Genomic DNA, 18,317 nt, shown 5'->3' with positions numbered 1-18,317 from the left:
AGTTGTTTTAATAGATTAATGAAAATTTGCACAAAACAAACTCTACTAATTCTATAGAATTTATAAATATATTTTTGTAGATTTGCTTCAACAATGAAAAACTATAGCCAAAATATAACGACGTCTTTCACCTGCAGCTTTGCGATGTGCTGTATGATGAATCACGTTTTGAAATGGCGTTAATAGAGAAAGTACTTGTTAGTTATTTTTTTTTTAGCCTTTCATTGCACCATGAAAGGCTTTTTTTTTGAATCATTAAAAAATCAAGATATGAGAACCGACAGAAATATGAAAATTTTGATGCGCAGCTGCCTGATAAAGATTCCGTGTTGCATCTGATTTGAAGAATAAAAATAAAAGCATCTTCAAAAGAGAAGAAGATATATAAACATAAAAAAGATAACCCAAACCTAAAAAAACTATATAATATGAGCTCAGAAATTATAAAACACAATCCGTTTCAATCGATGATTGATCGCTTTAATATTGCTGCAGAAATTTTAAATTTAGATGATTCTATTCGTCAAAAACTACAGCGTCCAGAAAAACAAATCACGGTCAACTTTTCGATTACATTAGATAACGGAAATGTTCAGAATTTTGAAGGATATCGTGTAATTCACAACACGGCTTTAGGACCTTCAAAAGGTGGAATTCGTTATGATACTGCTGTAAATATTGATGAAGTAAAAGCACTTGCCGCCTGGATGACCTGGAAATCTGCTGTAACTGGAATTCCATTTGGTGGAGCAAAAGGCGGCATTATTTGCGATCCTAGAAACCATTCTAAAACTGAATTAGAAAAAATTACAAGAGGTTATACCAAAGCTTTGGCAGATATTTTCGGACCAGAAAAAGATGTTCCTGCTCCGGATATGGGAACAGGACCAGACGAAATGGGCTGGCTGATGGATGAATTTTCTATTTTGCACGGAAGACCAATTCATGCCGTAGTTACAGGAAAACATCTTCATTCTGGAGGATCTTTGGGTAGAGTAGAAGCAACGGGCAGAGGAGTAAGTATTATCACTCTTCTAGCGCTTCAGAAATTAAAAATAAGACCTGCGAGAGCTACAGCGGCAATTCAAGGATTTGGAAATGTTGGACTGCATTCTGCTTTATTTCTACACGAAAAAGGAGTAAAAATTGTGGCTGTAAGTGACGTTTCTGAAGCATTTTACAATCCGAACGGAATTAATATTCCTGAGCTGATTTTATATTATAATCTGAATAATAAAACTATAAAAGGATATCCGAATTCGGTTGCCATAAAACACGAAGATTTATTGCTTTTAGATGTTGATGTATTAATTCCTGCTGCAAAAGAAGATGTGATTACACAGAAAAATGCGAAAGATATTCAGGCAAGAATTATTATTGAAGCAGCAAACGGACCTGTTTCTTCAGATGCAGATCAGATTTTACATGAAAAAAATATATTAGTTGTTCCTGATATTTTGGCTAATGCGGGCGGTGTTACCGTTTCTTATTTCGAATGGCTTCAAAATTCGCTTTTAGAATCTTGGAGAATTCAACAGATTAATAAACGTCTGGAAGATATTTTAGAAAAAGGTTTTGATACTGTTTTTAGAGTGGCAGTAAAACACAATGTAACGCCTCGTATTGCAGCTTATATTATTGCTTTGAAAAAAGTAGCCGAAACGCAGTCGGTTAAAGAGGTTGCGCTAGAAGCACCTCAATATAAGCAGAATTAAAATCAGGTTTACTTCGTAAAAGATCATTTTCGTTGATTACGTTTTTCTTTAACTCTCTATAAGAACGTAATTGATGGAAATGTCTTTTTCGTTTGACTTATTAAAAGATGAGTAAAATTATTAAACACATAGAAACATTCCCGATAGCTATCGGGATTGAAAACGTAGAAAAGGCGTTTAACTAGCTTTAATAAACATAGCAGTTTGAGAAAGGTTTGTCATCCTGAACAAAGATCTCCGCAAGTAACTTGACAAAGATGCTGAGTTTTTTTGCCACAAAGTCACGAAGTCGCGAAGTTTTTTTAAGACAAAAGTTTGTCATCCTGAGGAACGAAGGATCGCACAAGAAACTCCGCAAAGAAAATGCTACCAACCTTTGTAGATTCCCGAGTGCGATCCTTCGTTCCTCAGGATGACAAGCAGAAGTAATCTATGTGCTAGAAACTAGTTTCTTTCAATTGTCTTTTCGCAAAACTAAAAAATCTATGTTTCTATGTGTTTAAATAAAATTGCTCATAAATAATTTTTAGAATCGAAAAGTATCATACAAATGAAAAATATCAATTTTTTAGCATTTGCCATGCCGGCCTTTTTTCTTTTTTTGTTTTTGGAATATAAGCTTGCCCAACGCAAAAAAAGGTCTGAAATTTTTAATTATGAAAGCTCTGTGTCTAATATTTCTATCGGAATTGCCGAGCGTTTGATTAACTTATTTATCGCGGCCAGTTTTTACCAATTGTATTATCTAATTTATGATGATTATAGGCTATTTGATATTCCAAGTAATGCATTAGTATGGTTTGCCTTAATTCTAGCGACCGATTTTGTCTGGTATTGGTACCACAGATTAGGACATGAAGTTAATTTTTTCTGGGCGGCGCATATCGTGCATCATCATAGCGAAGAATTTAATTTTACGGCTGCAGCGAGAATTACAACATTTCAGGCAATTATTAGAACTGGATTTTGGTGTATTTTGCCGTTAATTGGTTTTCATCCTACAATGGTGATTACCATGCTGATTGTTCATGGCGCTTATTCGTTCTTTACTCATACTCAGCTTATCGGCAAAATAAAATGGCTGGAATATGTTTTTGTAACGCCTTCAGTTCATGGCGTTCATCACGCTTCTGATGAAAAATATTTGGACAAAAATTATGGTGATATGTTTACTTTTTGGGATCGTCTATTTGGAACTTTCCAAACCGAAGAAGAAAAACCAAAATATGGATTAACGCATCCGCTGAAAAGCTATAGTTTCTTGTGGCAGCATTTTCATTATTATTTCGAAATCTACGAATTAATGAAACGTTCCAAAGGATTTAAAGCCAAATGGAAAGCCGTTTTCGGTAGCCCTGCCGATATGGATCAGGATATTCGTCCGATTCTAGAAAAGCGATTTCTGCAAGATAAAGCTGCTCCAAATCAAAGGCTTCGATTTAAAAATTACCTTTACATTCAATTAGGAATCTGCACGTTTATTTTAACCGTTTTCACCTATTATTTTGATTATTTAGAAAGTTATGATAAGCTATTTGTACTTTCTTTGGTTATTCTAACTTTAATCAATTGTGGGGCTTTATTAGAACAGCGCAAATGGATTTACTATTTGGAATATGCTCGCCTCGCCTTGATTTCGACTTATTTCTTATACGAAGAAGATTTATTGGCGTTCTTCTTTGTGCCTATAGCAGTAATGATTTTCGCAGAACAGCTGTTTTCATTGAGTAAACGCTATCAAAATGTTGTTTTGCAGTTAGAGGCTTCGGAATGAGAAATAGCCACGAACTCACGAATTTTCTTTTTCCAATCAATTCGTATAGTTATTAGCCACGAATTCACGAATAATTTTAAAATCTATGCGGATAGAATTAGTTTAATTCGTGAATTCGTGGCTGATAATTACACGAATTTTTGTTCAAAATGATATGTGAAATTTATACGCAACGATTATACGATGTGATTGGAAAAAGAAAATTCGTGAATTGCTTCGCCTATTCGCTATCGCTCGGGTCGTGGCTAAAAAAAACTTAGAACCTTACTATCTCAGAACCTCAGAACCTCAGGACCTCAGAACCTCAGAACCTTTTATCAAATCGTCTTAATCTCCATAATTTTCTGCTCAAAAGTATCTTTAAAATCAGATTTGCTTTTAATTCTGGTTTTGTACGTATAAATGGTAGCTACAGAAAGTTCTAGGAATTCTGCCATTTGACTGCTGTCTTGAATTCCTAATCTATAAAGAGCAAAAATTCGCAATTCGGTATTTAGAAGTTCCCCTTTTTTAACAATACATTTATGATCGTTTGGGAATAATTTGTTGAAATCGGTTACGAATGTTGGGAACAATTTCAAGAAGATTTCGTCAAACTGATGAAAAAGATTTTCGCGTTCTTCTTTTACATTGTAACGTTTTAAACTCGCAATAACTTCATCTGTTTTTTTGGTGATGATTTTATGCAAAGTACTCTTCTGAATATGGTCAATTTTATTAATGAAAGCCGAAGTTGCTTTAATAAAATACGTAATATATTCTTCTTTAATCGCATTGGCTTCGCTCAAACTCACATTCATTTCCTGCAATTGCAAGTACGAGTTGGCCATGATTTTTCTTGCTTTATTTTTTTCTTTTAATTGTTTGAAAATAATACCAAGAAAAACAAAAATAATAACAGTAAGAATCGTCAAAAGAATAATGATTTTTTCGAGTTTATCATTCTTATCTTTTACATTGTTCAGCTGTGCTTTTTCTATAATGGGCAGAATCGACGAAATCTCAATTTTTCGATGTCTGGCATTATAAAAAGTAGCGTCATCCATTGCGATATTGATGTATTCGTTGGCTTTATCCAAATAGCCCATTTTAAAGAGTTCATTGGCTAAATTTCTAAGTGCCACCGTTTCTTTTGTCGCATTTTTAACATCAGCAATTGCGGCTAAAGCCAAATATTGAATCGCTTTTTTGGTATAACCTCGTTCCGAATAAATATAACCAAGACTCGAAGTCGCGATTCCGTAATAATCGGGAGGCAGATTATAGTTGTTAATCCAATAGCTGAAGGCAAACTCGGCACCGCGCCAATCTTGCTGTTTGAGGCGTTTTAAACTTTCTGCGGCCCAATATTCATTCGTATTGGTTCCGATTAATTCTAAAGCTTTCTTTAAAAAATGATTTCCCTGCTGTACATAATGAATGTTAAAACGCTGATCACGGTTGTAATCGGCCAGATCATAGTATGCACGTGCTTTTATGTTATAATATTCAAATTTGTTTTTGATGTCCAGTTTGGTGTCATCAATAACATCGAGCGTATCAATTGCTTCTTTAAAAAGTCCCGAAGATAGAAGCACAAAACCTTCTTTTATTCTACTTTTAGATAAAAACTTTGGATCTTTTAAAATTTTAGCCTTGATTTTAGATTGCTCTAAATAGTAATAAGCCGAGTCGTATTTAAAAGATTTGTATTCGTCAAACAAGGCCATATAACAGTTGTACAGCTCTTCATTGTTTTGGTTGAGTGTAAACTTCGATACGTTTTTCTTTAAAATTTCAATTTTTCGATATTTCTGTTTCAGGTAAACCTCTTTTTTTAAGAGTACCTGATCTAATTCTTCAAGATAAGGATTCGTCTCTTTCGCAGTAAGAGAAAAACCTCCTAAGAAGAAAAGCAGCATCAATATTCTTTGCATGATTTTGTTTGGTTTAGGGAAAAGGTTGGTTGATTGGTATAGTTAGTTAATTCGTTTTAAAATTAAGAATAAGTTTGAGATTAAGCTAAACCTGTTTTTATGGAATTTTATAAATTGTTCAATAACATAGCTTTAAAAGGTAATTTTCTGAATGAAAATAAGCTGTAAATGTTAAAAACAGGTAATTTATTTGCAATTATACAATAAAAACTACGTATAAATATTCATTGTAAAAAAAATATACCAAATATTTTACATATTGTCATTTTTACCATTTAAAAAAACTCCTTTTTCATCTAAACAGCGTCTTGATTTTTCTATAAAGATAAAAAGTGTAAATAATTGATTACTATTTAGTTATGGTTTTAGTTGTTTGAATTTCATCTTGATTTTTATCAGATTTTTTTTTTAGGATTTATTTAACGTCTAGTTTCGCTGTATCCTTTTGAAAGGGATAACAAACTAACGAAAACCAAAAATTTATGAAATGTAAAAGTCTTTATTGGCTAGCTTTTATGATGTGTTTTTTTGCTATTGGATGCGATAACACAGATGACGAAAGCTACGTAGATCCGATTACCCTTTATGAAAAAGTAAATGGAAATTGGGGATTAACAAATCTGAAAATGGTTGATGAAGTTGCGAAAGCAAACAAAATCGAACCAAACGAAGAAAACTTGAGTACTTATTTCAACTACGAAGATTTTAAAATCAAATTTAATGTAGATGAAAATAATAATCCGACAAGTTATGAAGTAACTGGAGATGTGCCTCCATTATTTGCACCAAAAGGGTATTGGGCACTTAGCTCAGCTTTTCAACAGACTAATGGCGTTGGAACAAAAATCTATTTGTACAGTGATGCACAGAAAACGCAAAAAACAGATGAATTGAGATTGATGTCGGTTCCAGGAAAAACTCAAGAAATGCAACTTCAATTGGCGCATTCTTCTGGCGGTGTAGATTTTGTTTCTTATGTGTTTAAATTAAATGCTATTAATTAAAAAGTAATATGAAAAAGTTTATATATACAATTTTAATTGCCTTGTTGATGGCTCCTAATTTTATTCAGGCGCAAGAAGCTGCTGGAGCTGTAGGGCCAATGTCATCATTTCCTGTGGTGTACAAGTATGATGAAAAAGTCACATGGTATTTTGATATGTCGGCATCGACATTTGCGGAGACAGAAGATTTATACATCTGGATTTGGTCTCCATCTGAACCAGATGCGGGAAACTGGGAAAACTCTTCTGATTTTGCAAAACTGAAATACGAAGGAAATAAAATCTGGAGTTTTACTTTGACTCCGACAGTTTATTTTTCTAAAACTCCAGAAGAAATTGCTGCAAGTGCAGGATTCTGGTTTCGTTTAAAGAATAAAAATGGTTCTAAACAAAGTGATGTTGGAAATATGCCATACACTGATTTTTCATCGTTTTATACTGCAAATGAGGTAATCAGATCGTATCCAGAAAAACCTTTAGTTGATAAGCCGGTAAGTATTTTATTCAATTCTAATTTGAAAGATGGTTTTGCTGGTGTGCCAAGTGTTCACTTTCATAGTGGGTTAAACAATTGGGCTGTTTTGCAAGAATATCAAGCATGGCTTCCAGAAGTTTCTGAAAAAACAAAATTGAAAGATCTTGGTAATGGTTTTTATAGAATGGATTTGATTCCGCAAGAATATTACAATACCGAGCCAGGTTTTGTTATGGAAAATATTACTTTCCTAATGGTAGCAAAAGACTGGACAACCAATTCTGGCGATCAGATTATTTACGCAGGAGAGTTTATTCCGCCGCCGCCGCCAAGTTTTGCTTTCTTTCCGTCACAAATCAGTCAAAAGGATTTTCTTGGAATGTCGAGAAAAAATAACGAGGTAGGAGTAAACAAATTAATCTACACGATAACAGCTGGACCAAAAATAATTTCTGGTGAGTTTACTGGAGGAACTGCAGAAATTAAAGGTTTTGTCAATCTAGTTTCAGAACTAAACGGAGTTTCAAATTTAAGTGAAATCCATGTTTTGGTAAAAGACAATAAAGACAAAACGATTTCGGATACGACGATTCCGCTTAAAACTTTAGATAAATAATCACTAGTAAATTAAAACCAATTCTAATGAATAGTAAAAATACAAAAAGCGTCCTGCATCAAATGTGGACTGCTAAAGGAGCGGTATTGATGATTTTTATGCTTTTTCTTTCTGCTAGCACTTTCGCGCAGACGAAAAAACAAATCTCAGGAACCGTTTATGACAATACTGGAACGGTATTGCCGGGAGCTTCTATCATTGAAGTAGGAACAAAAAACGGAACTACAACAGATTTTGATGGTAAATTTAGTCTTCAGGTAGCCGTAGGAGGTGCAATCGAAGTTTCGTTTATCGGATCGACAACACAAAAAATTCAAGTTACGGGAAGTACTTCAAATGTTGAAGTACGCCTGCAAAATGACGGATACACATTGGCAGAAGTGCAAGTAGTTTCTGTAGGTTACGGAAAAGTGAAAAAATCAGATTTGACTGGCGCAGTTTCTACAGTTGGAGCAGATGATTTAGTAAAAGGAACTATTTCTTCTACAGAACAAGTTTTGCAAGGAAAAGTAGCAGGATTGAATATTATTCGTCCTTCTGGAGATCCAGCTGCAGGGGCTACAATTCGTCTTCGTGGAGGAACTTCTTTAACAGCAAGCAACAGTCCGCTAATTGTGGTAGATGGTATTGCGGGAGTCGATATTAATGTGGTTCAGCCTTCGGATATTAAATCGGTTGACGTTCTTAAAGATGCTTCGGCAACGGCGATTTACGGTTCTCGTGGAGCAAATGGAGTAATCATGATTACAACAAAATCGGGAACAAAAGGCGTTTCTGTTGTGTACAACGGACAAACGGGGATTGGTTATGTAAATGATAATTTAGATCTTCTTTCAGCAAATCAATGGAGAGGTTATGTTCGCCAGAATCAGATTGCAGATGCGGTAGATTACGGCGCAAATACCAACTGGCAGAAAGCAATCGAGCAGACATCAGTTTCTCAGTCACACACTTTGAGTATCAATTCGGGTAAAGCAGACAGCGGTTTTAGAACTTCTCTTTCTTACCTAGACAATCAAGGAGTTATAAAAAAATCTGGATTGGAAAGATTAAGCGGTAATGTAAGCGCTTATCAGTTTCTTGGAGACAATAAAGAAGTAAAATTTGATATGGGATTATTTGCAAATATTGACAAATGGCACCCAATTGATTACAGAATTTTTGAAAGAGCTTACAACTTAAATCCAACGATTCCGGTTTACGATTCTAACGGAAATTTTAGTGTTGTAACAGGAAATATTTACGAAAATCCAGTTGAGATTTTAACAAACAGAACCTTTGATAACGAAAGACACAGACTTTTAGGTTATTTTAAAACAGATGTAAAATTCTTAAATGACTTTACGGCTACAGCAAATATTTCGTTAGAACACAATGCTGTAAAAGGAGGTACTTACAAACCATCTTATGCTGTTATGGAAGGGCAAACTGAAGGCGGTTTTGCACAAAGAACCTATGCAGAATATACCAATGCGCAAGGCGAACTTTATGTAAATTACAGCAAAGTTATAGACAAACATAACATTAGCGCTTTGGCTGGTTATTCTTACCTTGAAAATATCTACGAAGGTTTTGGAGCACAGAGAGGAGGTTTTGTAACAGATGCTTTTAGTTATAATAATTTAGGAGCTGGTTACAACTATCGTTTAAGTGATGTGTATTCATACAAAGGAAAATCAAATTTAGTTTCTTTTTATGCTCGTGCTAACTACGGTTACGACGGTAAATATTTATTGACTGCAACGGTAAGACGTGACGGATCTAGCCGTTTTGGAGAAAACAATAAATGGGGAACTTTCCCATCTGCTTCTGCGGCATGGAGAATTTCTAACGAAGAGTTTATGGAATCTTCAAAAGGCTGGTTAGATAATTTAAAACTGAGAGTGGGTTACGGAGTTACTGGAAATCAGGACGGAATTGGTGAGTACAAATCGCTTTCTATTTTAGGAGTTGGAAGTGACAGTTATTACGATCCAGTTACTAAAACGTGGAGTTTGGCTTATTCTCCAAAACAAAACCCAAATCCTGATTTGAAATGGGAATCTACAGAACAGATTAACGTTGGTTTTGATTTTGGACTTTTCAACAGAATTACAGGATCTTTTGAATATTATTCTAAAACAACAAAAGATTTATTATATACTTACGAAGTGCCTCAGCCTCCATATTTAGTAGGAACGATGTTGGCAAACGTTGGTGAAATGTCAAACAAAGGGGTTGAGTTGACTTTGAATGCAGACATTATTAAGGGAGATAAATTCAATTGGAATGCCAATTTAACGCTTGGACACAATGTTCAGAAAATCGAAAAACTTTCTAATCCAACATATAAAACAGATGTTATCTACAGCGGATCTCTTCATGGTCTGGCGGGTATGTCTGGACAGTATTCGCAAATTATTGCTGAAGGATATCCAGTTGGAACTTTCTGGGGATTCAAAAATGCTGGTTTAGATGCAGATGGAAAAATACAGTATTACAATGCAGCGGGAGAAATAGTTGCAGAAAGTGCGTTGGTAGATGAAGACAAGACAGATTTAGGAAATATTCAGCCAGATTTGACTTTAGGTATTGGAATGAATTTTACTTACGGAAATTTTGATCTTGGAGTTTCTGGATACGGAATGTTTGGACAAAAAGCTTTGAATGCTACAAATATGATGTTGAACGACCCAAACAGATTACCAGCTTTCAATGTGCCAGATTCTTTCTTAAGCAGCGGTATTACTTCTGCCCCTAAGTATTCTGATTATTGGATCGAAGATGCTTCTTTCTTCAGACTTCAGACCTTAACTTTTGGTTATACTTTACCATTGAAATACAAAAAATCTAAAGTGAGAATGTATGTAATGGGAGAAAACTTATTTGTAATTACAGGTTACAAAGGTGTAGATCCAGAGATTGGTTTAAATGCTCAGGACGGAATTAATCAAACTGGAAGAATGGATACAACCGGTTTGGCCGCTCCTGGAATTGACAGATACAACAATTATCCTCGACCAACTACAATTTCTGTTGGACTAAATTTTACGCTGAATAACTAAGCGAATTGATAACCATAAAATATTAACAATGAAAATCAAAATAACAGCAGCAATACTTTTAAGCATGCTTTTTACGGTATCATGTACAGATTTGGACGAACAGCTGTATGATCAGGTAGAAGACGGAAATTTCGGAAATACAACCAAAGAAATCGATGCGCTGGTAGGTGGGGCTTATTCTTCGTTAAGAGGATTCTCTGATGCAATTTCCAATAATTATCCAACTTGCGAATATGTTTTCTTTTTGAATGAAGTAGTTTCAGATGAGGCTACAATACCGACAAGAGGAACCAACTGGTATGATGGCGGTCAATATCAAGACGCACAAAAACATACTTGGAAAGCAGATAATAGAATGATTCTTTCAGCTTGGCGTTACAATTATACCGGAATTGCTAAGATTAATGCGATCATTTATCAGATCAATAAATCATCTTTGACTGATAAAGCTAAAGAACCGATTTTTGCAGAATTAAAAGCGCTTAGAGCGTATTATTACTACAATCTTTTAGATTTATTTGGAAATGTGCCAATCGTAACCAATTTTGAAGATACAGATCTTCCGACCAATTCAACAAGAAAACAAGTTTATGATTTTGTTGAAAAAGAATTGACAGATGCGATTCCGTTTTTAAATCCAAATCCGGTATATTCTAAATTGACTAGAAATGTAGCTTATTCTATCTTGGCTAGATTGTATCTTAATTCAGAAGCCTTTATTGGCCAGGCACGTTGGCAAGATTGTATCGAGATGTGCCAGAAAGTTACAGGTTACAGTTTGACACCAGATTTCTTTGCCAATTTTGTAACAGAGAATCAGACTTCGCCAGAAATTATTTTTGCTATTCCTTACGATTCAAAAGCAGGAACAGTAGGAAATTACATGAACTCAATGTCTGCGCATTACAATCAAAAATTAGCCATTTCTGCAATTCCAAACAACTACCCTTGGAGTGCAAACGGAATGTGCGCACAGCCTGGTGTTTATTCTGCTTTTGCAGATACAGACAAGAGAAAAAAATGTATGCTTCAAGGCGATCAGATCAATTTGGCAACAGGAAGTGTAATTATGATGGACAACGGAGAACCGTTAACGTATACAGAAAACTTAACAAGTTTAGAAGATGCAAAAGAGAATGAAGGAGTTCGTTTGGCAAAATACGAAATGAAAGCAGGAGAACAATGGGAACGCGATCACGATTTTGTTTTAATCCGTTATTCAGAAATCTTGATGATGCAGGCAGAATGTTACGTTCGTTTAGGCTCACCAGATTTAGCTAGACCATTTGTACAGCAAGTAGCGGCTCGCGCTGGAGAAGAATTGCCGGCAACTATTGATCTAGCATTTATAAATCAAGAATTGTTGAAAGAATTTACATTCGAAGGAAGAAGAAGAACAGACAACATTCGTTTCGGAACATTCTTCGAGCCATGGTGGTCAAAAGGCACAACGGAAAAATACAGAGCAATTTTCCCAATTCCGAGTACTGTTATGACAACAAATAAAAACTTGAAACAGAATCCTGGATATCCTCAAAGCTAGATTCTTAAATGTCAGTCTTCCATGTTGGTTAGTCGTGGAAGGCTGACATGTTTTTCAGCATTTTATATATGTTTTTATAAATATATTAAAAAGATTTTTTCACGCAGATTTTGCAGATTATAGCAGATTTATTTTAAATCTGACAATAATTAATCTTTATAATCTGCTTAAATCTTTTTTAAATCTGCGTGAAAAAAATCCTTTTAGTTAGTGAGAAATAAAATACATCAACATGAAAAAATATATTACATCATTGTTTTTTGGTTTAATGAGCATTGTAATGGCGGCTGGCTGCAGCAGCGATGACAAAGGCTCATACCAACCAGTAGAACCAGAAGTTACAGCACCTGTTGCGATTGAGAAAACCAACAGCACCAAAATTTATATGCACTATATGCCGTGGTTTGAAACCAACGAAAGCAGTGCCGATAAAAAATGGGGATATCACTGGACAATGGCAAACAAAAATCCGAACAATGTAAATGCAAGCGGCCGAAGAGAAATTGCATCGTATTATTATCCGCTGATTGGTCCTTATCACTCAGGCGATAAAAATGTGATCGAAAATCATTTGCTGATGATGAAATATTCAGGAATTGATGGAATTCTGATCGATTGGTACGGCACTTACGATGTCAATGATTATAGAATGATCAAAGAAAATACAGATGAACTTATAGAAATGCTGGACAAAGTAGGTTTAGAATATGCTATTGTTTACGAAGACCGATTTTTGACTAATGTTGTCAATGCTGGAAAAGCAATTTCGGTAACCGGCGCTGCCAAAACAGATTTGGCTTTTGTAGAAAAGAATTATTTTTCTGATGCTAATTATATTAAGATTAATGGCAAACCACTTTTAATGAATTTTGGGCCAATCGTTTTGCAAACTCCCGCTGAATGGACCAATGTCTTTAATACGCTGACGGTAAAACCAACTTTTCTAACACTTTGGGATCATTCTGTAAAAGCAGGAGCAAATGCTGCTGGCGAATATGCATGGGTGTATAAAGACAATAGTTTTTTAACCAATTTTTATACCAATACCAAACCTAAATTGGGTGTTGCAATGGGAAGCGCTTATCCTGGTTTTAAAGATTTTTACGCTCAAGGCGGAGGCGGTGCTGCGATTGGTTGGACAATTGAACACAACAATGGAGCGACATTGGATGAAACGCTTGCTTTAGCAAAAAATGCGAATGTAAATTACCTGCAGCTAATTACGTGGAATGATTTCGGAGAAGGAACTATGATTGAACCAACAGTTGAATTTGGATATTCTTTTATCGAAAAAATCAAAACTTTTGCTGGAGTAAAAAGTACAGAAAATATATTTCCTGAAATCAGTAAGCTGTATGATTTACGTGTGGCGAAAAAAGGAAATGCAGACGCTCAGAAAAAACTCAATCAGGCATTTAATTATTTTGTTTCAATGCAGCCTGCAAAAGCAAAACAAGTAATGAGCGAAATATAATAGAGCTGTAATTAATACAATTTAAATAATGAAAAACAGAAAATACAGCTATTGCCTAATAGCGCTTGTATCGGTGGTGATGCTAGCCTGCAGTACTAAAAAAACGTATAAAATCAGTTCTCCAGAAAAAATCTCTGAATTAATTTTTGAATTAACTCCATCTGGACAGCCTCAATATAGTTTTTCTTCTAACGGAAAATCGGTTATTGAACCTTCTCTTATGGGATTTGAGTTTCAAGGATTAGCCAAAATGACCGATGGTTTTGAAGTGGTTTCTACTGAAGAAAAATCGGCAGATGAAACTTGGGAACAGCCTTGGGGCGAATTCAAAAAAGTAAGAGATCATCATAACGAACTGATTGTTCACTTAAAAGAAGCAAAAGGCGAGGAGCGTTTGGTCGATATTATTTTTAGAGTTTTTGACGATGGCGTCGGATTTCGTTATGAATTTCCAAAACAGCCACATTTAGGAAAAGTCAAAATTTCTAATGAAGTGACACAATTTACTTTTAAAGACAATAATGAGGTTTGGTGGATTCCGGTGCATCGCGAAAATAGTTATTACGAAAGCGAATACCGCAAAACATTAATGAGTAAAACGGATACTATTAATACACCGGCAACTTTTGAAACTAAAGATAAATTGTATGTAGCGATTCACGAAGCCAATTTAACTGATTTTGCCTCAATGACGTTATTAAAAACTACTGATAAACAATACAAAAGCGATCTTGTTCCGTGGGCAGATGGCGTAAAAGTATATGCCGAAACGCCTTTTAAAACGCCTTGGAGAACTATTTTAGTCGGTGCAACTCCTGGAGCGGTAGCAACTTCAACCATTATGCTGAACTTAAACGAACCCTCAAAAATTGAAGATTTATCTTGGATAACGCCTTCAAAATATATCGGAATCTGGTGGGGAATGCATTTAGAAAAATACACTTGGGGACAAGGACCAAAACATGGTGCTACAACCAAAAACACCAAAGAATATATTGATTTTGCTGCGAAAAACAATTTTGACGGTGTTCTGGTAGAAGGCTGGAATGAAGGTTGGGATGGCGATTGGACAGCTGACGGTTCTGCATTTAGTTTTACAAAAGCCTATCCAGATTTTAATTTGGAAGAAATTACTAAATATGCGGCCATGAAAAATGTTCGTTTAATCGGACATCACGAAACAGCAGGAGCAACCAAAAACTATGAAAACCAATTGGAAGATGCTTTTAAACTGTATCAGAAAATGGGTGTGAATTCGGTTAAAACGGGTTACGTAAACAAGTATTTGGATAAAAAAGAATGGCATGACAGCCAGTACGGAGCGCGTCATTACAGAAAAGTAATGGAAACAGCAGCAAAATATCATATCATGATTGATAACCATGAACCAATGAAAGGAACTGGTTTACAGCGTACATATCCAAACTTTATGTCGCAAGAAGGAGGAAGAGGACAAGAATATAATGCATGGTCTGTAGATGGAGGAAATACGCCAGAGCATTTAACAACTTTGCCTTTTACAAGAATGCTTTCTGGACCGTTTGACTACACGCCAGGAAATTTCAATTTTGATTACAAAACACCTTCTGGCGCAAAAGTACAGACGACTTTAGCCAATCAATTGGCCTTGTATGTGATTATTTTCAGTCCGTTGCAAATGGCTTCAGATTTACCTGAAAATTATGAAGGAAAACCAGAGTTTCAATTTGTAAAAGACGTGCCATGCACTTGGTCAGATACCAAAGTTTTGGATTCTAAAATTGGAGAATACACCACAATTGTTCGTAAAGATTGGGATGAGAAAAACTGGTATTTAGGTTCAATTACCAATAGAAATGCAAGAGAGCTGAAAGTGGCGCTTTCATTTTTGGATAAAGACAAAGAATACGAAGCCGAAATTTATGCAGATGGAGAAGGAGCAAATTATAAAACAAATCCGTATCCCGTTACAATCTCTAAACAAAAAGTGAACAGCAAAACTGTTTTAAATATCAAATTGGCTGCTGGAGGAGGAACAGCAATAAAATTTTCTCCAATAGAAAAATAGTTTTTTTTAAGGTGCTGAGGTTCTAAGTTTATAAAGTTTTATTTTGAGTTAAGTTAAGTAAGTTTAAGTTTGGTAATAAACCCGATAGCTGGAGAGTTATCGGGTTTGTTTTTTTACCGTTAAGTTTTTTACCGCAAAGTGCGTAAAGATGTTTTTATTAAAGCCGAAGCAGGTTCTCAAAATTAAGATCGCAAAGCTTTATTGATATGTTTGTGTTGAGTTTTTTAGCCACGAATTTCACCAATTACACGAATTTTATTATCGTTGTGGAGCTTCTTGTGTGACCTCGCTCAGGAATAAAAATTCGCGAAAATTCGTGAAATTTGTGGCTAAAAAAAACTTTGCGACTTAGTGTCTTCGCGGCATTTTTTTTACGAAAAGTTCACAAAGCTTTATTGATATGTTTTGTGTTGATTTTTTTAGCCACGAATTTCACCAATTACACGAATTTTATTATCGTTGTGGAGCTTCTTGTGTAACTTCGTTCAGGAATAAAAAAACAAGACTAAAAGCACAATGTTAATTCGCGAAAATTCGTGAAATTTGTGGCTAAAAAAACTTTGCGACTTAGTGTCTTCGCGGCATTTTTTTTACGAAAAGTTCACAAAGCTTTATCAAAACAAAGCTTTGCGAACTTTTTATTTTTAAAATAACTCTAAAAACCTTAGAACCTTAGTATCTCAGAACCTTAGTACCTTAGATTAATGTTTATAAAGCTTCACATGATTTCCAAAGCTATAAGTAGCGGTTATAGAAGGGCCATTGTAACCCCATTTAAAGAAACCGTTAAGTCTTGATTTTTCAACATCAACTCTCACATTCAGGCCTGTATAGCCAGCGGTTAGACTGAAGTTTTTGTAAACATTGTAGAGAATAGATAAATTGTAACTCAACAATCGTCCATCAATATCATCTATTTTGACGGCGAAATAATTAAAGTTGGCATAAAGTCCGACCTTTTTGCCTAATACAAACTCTCCCCAAATTCCTAAATCGGGCAATGGAGCAGTAAAACTAAAATTATCTCGATATTCTGCACTTGCAGTAGCGCCCTCCAATCGCAAACCTACATCTCCAAACATTACGTGAGCACCAATAAGAGCTCCTATTTCATATTTAGGTTTCGATATAAAAGCATACCCATAGGTAATTCTGGCAATATGATTTTCCATAAATGCACCAACTGTAGCATCTACGGGATAAGTATTGTCTCCAAATTCGATTTCTCTTTCTAGTCTTTTTGTAGAACTTCTGTCTAGATAGAAGTATTCTGCCCCAAGTCTGGATCTTCGCGAAATTCTCCATTCAAATGATCCTGTAAATGACGATGTGCTTCTATTAAAACCCAAATCTTTTTCAAAATCAATCAAATTTCCAAAACTGCCATCGTTGCTTCCCACTTCTACTTGCGTGTTATTTATAGGGAAAAAAGCACCTGCTGAAAATTTAAATCTTCTAGCATGCCAAGGAAGATCGTCTGCGTAATTGTCCTGAAATTCTGCATTCTCAATCTTTGATGTGTTCAAACTTTCGCTCAAATTGTTTTCTGCAACAACTTGGGCATGTAACGGAATCCAAAAGAGTATCATTACTAAAAAAGGAAATAGTTTTTTCATCAGCTTTAGTTTTATGTGATTAGGAAAATATTAACATTAAAGTTAATGAAAATAATGATTCAATATTTGTTTTTAAAAGGAATTATTCTATTAAATTGTTTGATTGCCAGTGAAATATGTTTTTTTAGAGAGGCAAAGGTGCAAAGGGACAAAGTTACAGAGGTACAGTGCATCTAACGAAAGATTGGCAGATAATTTATGAGGGCAGAGGGGCAAAGGTACAAAGTTACAGAGGCGTATGGTTTGGGTTTCAATTTAAGGAGGTATGTTCTGTAGAGATGCACTGCAGTGCATCTAACGAAAGATTGGCAGATAATTTATGAGGGGCAGAGGGGCAAAGGGACAAAGTTACAGAGGCGTATGGTTTGGGTTTCAATTTAAGGATTTATGTTCTGTAGAGATGCACCGCAGTGCATCTAACGAAAGATAGGCAGATAATTTATGAGGGGCAAAGGGACAAAGTTACAGAGGCGTATGGTTTGGGTTTCAATTTAAGAATTTATGTTCTGTAGAGATGCACCGCAGTGCATCTAACGAAAGATAGGCAGATGATTTATGAGGGGCAAAGGGACAAAGTTACAGAGGTAAAACGTTTGGGTTTTAATTTAAGGGTGTATGTTCTGTAGAGATGCACTGCAGTGCATCTAACGAAAGATTGGCAGATAATTTATGAGGGCAGAGGGGAAGGTACAAAGTTACAGAGGCGTATGGTTTGGGTTTCAATTTAAGGAGGTATGTTCTGTAGAGATGCACCGCAGTGCATCTAATGAAAGATTGGCAGATAATTTATGAGGGGCAAAGGTACAAAGTTACAGAGGCGTATGGTTTGGGTTTCAATTTAAGGAGGTATGTTCTGTAGAGATGCACCGCAGTACATCTAACGAAAGATAGGCAGATAATATTGACTGCATAGAATGGAAACCAAAATGTCATTTTAGTACCAAATATCATTTGAAAACGGGACTGCGTGAGGGATGGGAGTCAATGTCATTAAGTTAAGAACTAAATAACTCTTTTGTAATTAGTTACAGATTTATATTTTCCTGCTTGCCTTATTTTCGATTTTCTACGTTCATAATTTCTATTAATCCGT

10 protein-coding genes are annotated in these 18,317 nt (G+C 35.2%); 8 read left to right on the top strand and 2 right to left on the bottom strand.

The window, feature by feature from the left end:
* Positions 1-428 precede the first annotated feature (428 nt).
* Positions 429-1,715, top strand: a complete 1,287-nt coding sequence (locus tag EG814_RS08740; protein ID WP_206430295.1) for a Glu/Leu/Phe/Val family dehydrogenase — start codon at positions 429-431, stop codon at positions 1,713-1,715.
* A gap of 550 nt (positions 1,716-2,265) precedes the next feature.
* Positions 2,266-3,489, top strand: coding sequence for a sterol desaturase family protein (locus EG814_RS08735; RefSeq protein ID WP_125720966.1), 1,224 nt, complete (start codon positions 2,266-2,268; stop codon positions 3,487-3,489).
* A gap of 317 nt (positions 3,490-3,806) precedes the next feature.
* On the opposite strand, the gene EG814_RS08730 is transcribed toward EG814_RS08735, so the two are convergent.
* Entirely contained in the window at positions 3,807-5,405 is a 1,599-nt protein-coding gene (locus tag EG814_RS08730; RefSeq protein WP_125720964.1) for a DUF6377 domain-containing protein, read from the bottom strand.
* Positions 5,406-5,887: 482 nt separating this feature from the next.
* On the opposite strand from EG814_RS08730, the gene EG814_RS08725 reads away from it, so the two are divergent.
* From EG814_RS08725 to EG814_RS08700, 6 genes are all read left to right on the top strand, one after another.
* A complete protein-coding gene (locus tag EG814_RS08725) occupies positions 5,888-6,409 on the top strand; it encodes a DUF5004 domain-containing protein (RefSeq protein ID WP_125720962.1) in 522 nt (173 codons plus the stop codon).
* An 8-nt stretch (positions 6,410-6,417) separates the two neighbouring features.
* Positions 6,418-7,500 carry a hypothetical protein gene (locus tag EG814_RS08720; protein ID WP_125720960.1) on the top strand — a complete coding sequence of 361 codons (1,083 nt, stop codon included), beginning with the start codon at positions 6,418-6,420 and terminating at the stop codon, positions 7,498-7,500.
* 26 nt (positions 7,501-7,526) lie between these two features.
* On the top strand, positions 7,527-10,544 hold the full coding sequence (locus EG814_RS08715) for a SusC/RagA family TonB-linked outer membrane protein (protein WP_235830935.1): 3,018 nt from the start codon (positions 7,527-7,529) through the stop codon (positions 10,542-10,544).
* 28 nt (positions 10,545-10,572) lie between these two features.
* Positions 10,573-12,087 carry a RagB/SusD family nutrient uptake outer membrane protein gene (locus EG814_RS08710; RefSeq protein ID WP_125720958.1) on the top strand — a complete coding sequence of 505 codons (1,515 nt, stop codon included), beginning with the start codon at positions 10,573-10,575 and terminating at the stop codon, positions 12,085-12,087.
* Between the two features lie 232 nt (positions 12,088-12,319).
* Positions 12,320-13,561 (top strand): glycoside hydrolase family 71/99-like protein, encoded by a 1,242-nt coding sequence (locus EG814_RS08705; RefSeq protein ID WP_125720956.1) that lies wholly within the window; start codon positions 12,320-12,322, stop codon positions 13,559-13,561.
* Positions 13,562-13,589: 28 nt separating this feature from the next.
* Positions 13,590-15,608 (top strand): glycoside hydrolase family 97 protein, encoded by a 2,019-nt coding sequence (locus EG814_RS08700; RefSeq protein WP_125720954.1) that lies wholly within the window; start codon positions 13,590-13,592, stop codon positions 15,606-15,608.
* Between the two features lie 701 nt (positions 15,609-16,309).
* Here the strand turns inward: EG814_RS08700 and EG814_RS08695 are convergent.
* On the bottom strand, positions 16,310-17,224 hold the full coding sequence (locus tag EG814_RS08695; RefSeq protein WP_125720952.1) for a hypothetical protein: 915 nt from the start codon (positions 17,222-17,224) through the stop codon (positions 16,310-16,312).
* Positions 17,225-18,317 lie beyond the last annotated feature (1,093 nt).

This window comes from Flavobacterium ustbae (assembly GCF_003946915.1).
GTDB classification, from domain to species: domain Bacteria; phylum Bacteroidota; class Bacteroidia; order Flavobacteriales; family Flavobacteriaceae; genus Flavobacterium; species Flavobacterium ustbae.
This window is presented reverse-complemented; position numbering and strand designations above follow the sequence as displayed.

Excerpts from the sequence above, each read along its gene's own strand:
- EG814_RS08740 (WP_206430295.1), top strand. The coding sequence starts at position 429 with ATGAGCTCAGAAATTATAAAACACAATCCGTTTCAATCGATGATTGAT.
- EG814_RS08735 (WP_125720966.1), top strand. The coding sequence starts at position 2,266 with ATGAAAAATATCAATTTTTTAGCATTTGCCATGCCGGCCTTTTTTCTT.
- EG814_RS08730 (WP_125720964.1), bottom strand. The coding sequence starts at position 5,405 with ATGCAAAGAATATTGATGCTGCTTTTCTTCTTAGGAGGTTTTTCTCTT.
- EG814_RS08725 (WP_125720962.1), top strand. The coding sequence starts at position 5,888 with ATGAAATGTAAAAGTCTTTATTGGCTAGCTTTTATGATGTGTTTTTTT.
- EG814_RS08720 (WP_125720960.1), top strand. The coding sequence starts at position 6,418 with ATGAAAAAGTTTATATATACAATTTTAATTGCCTTGTTGATGGCTCCT.
- EG814_RS08715 (WP_235830935.1), top strand. The coding sequence starts at position 7,527 with ATGAATAGTAAAAATACAAAAAGCGTCCTGCATCAAATGTGGACTGCT.
- EG814_RS08710 (WP_125720958.1), top strand. The coding sequence starts at position 10,573 with ATGAAAATCAAAATAACAGCAGCAATACTTTTAAGCATGCTTTTTACG.
- EG814_RS08705 (WP_125720956.1), top strand. The coding sequence starts at position 12,320 with ATGAAAAAATATATTACATCATTGTTTTTTGGTTTAATGAGCATTGTA.
- EG814_RS08700 (WP_125720954.1), top strand. The coding sequence starts at position 13,590 with ATGAAAAACAGAAAATACAGCTATTGCCTAATAGCGCTTGTATCGGTG.
- EG814_RS08695 (WP_125720952.1), bottom strand. The coding sequence starts at position 17,224 with ATGAAAAAACTATTTCCTTTTTTAGTAATGATACTCTTTTGGATTCCG.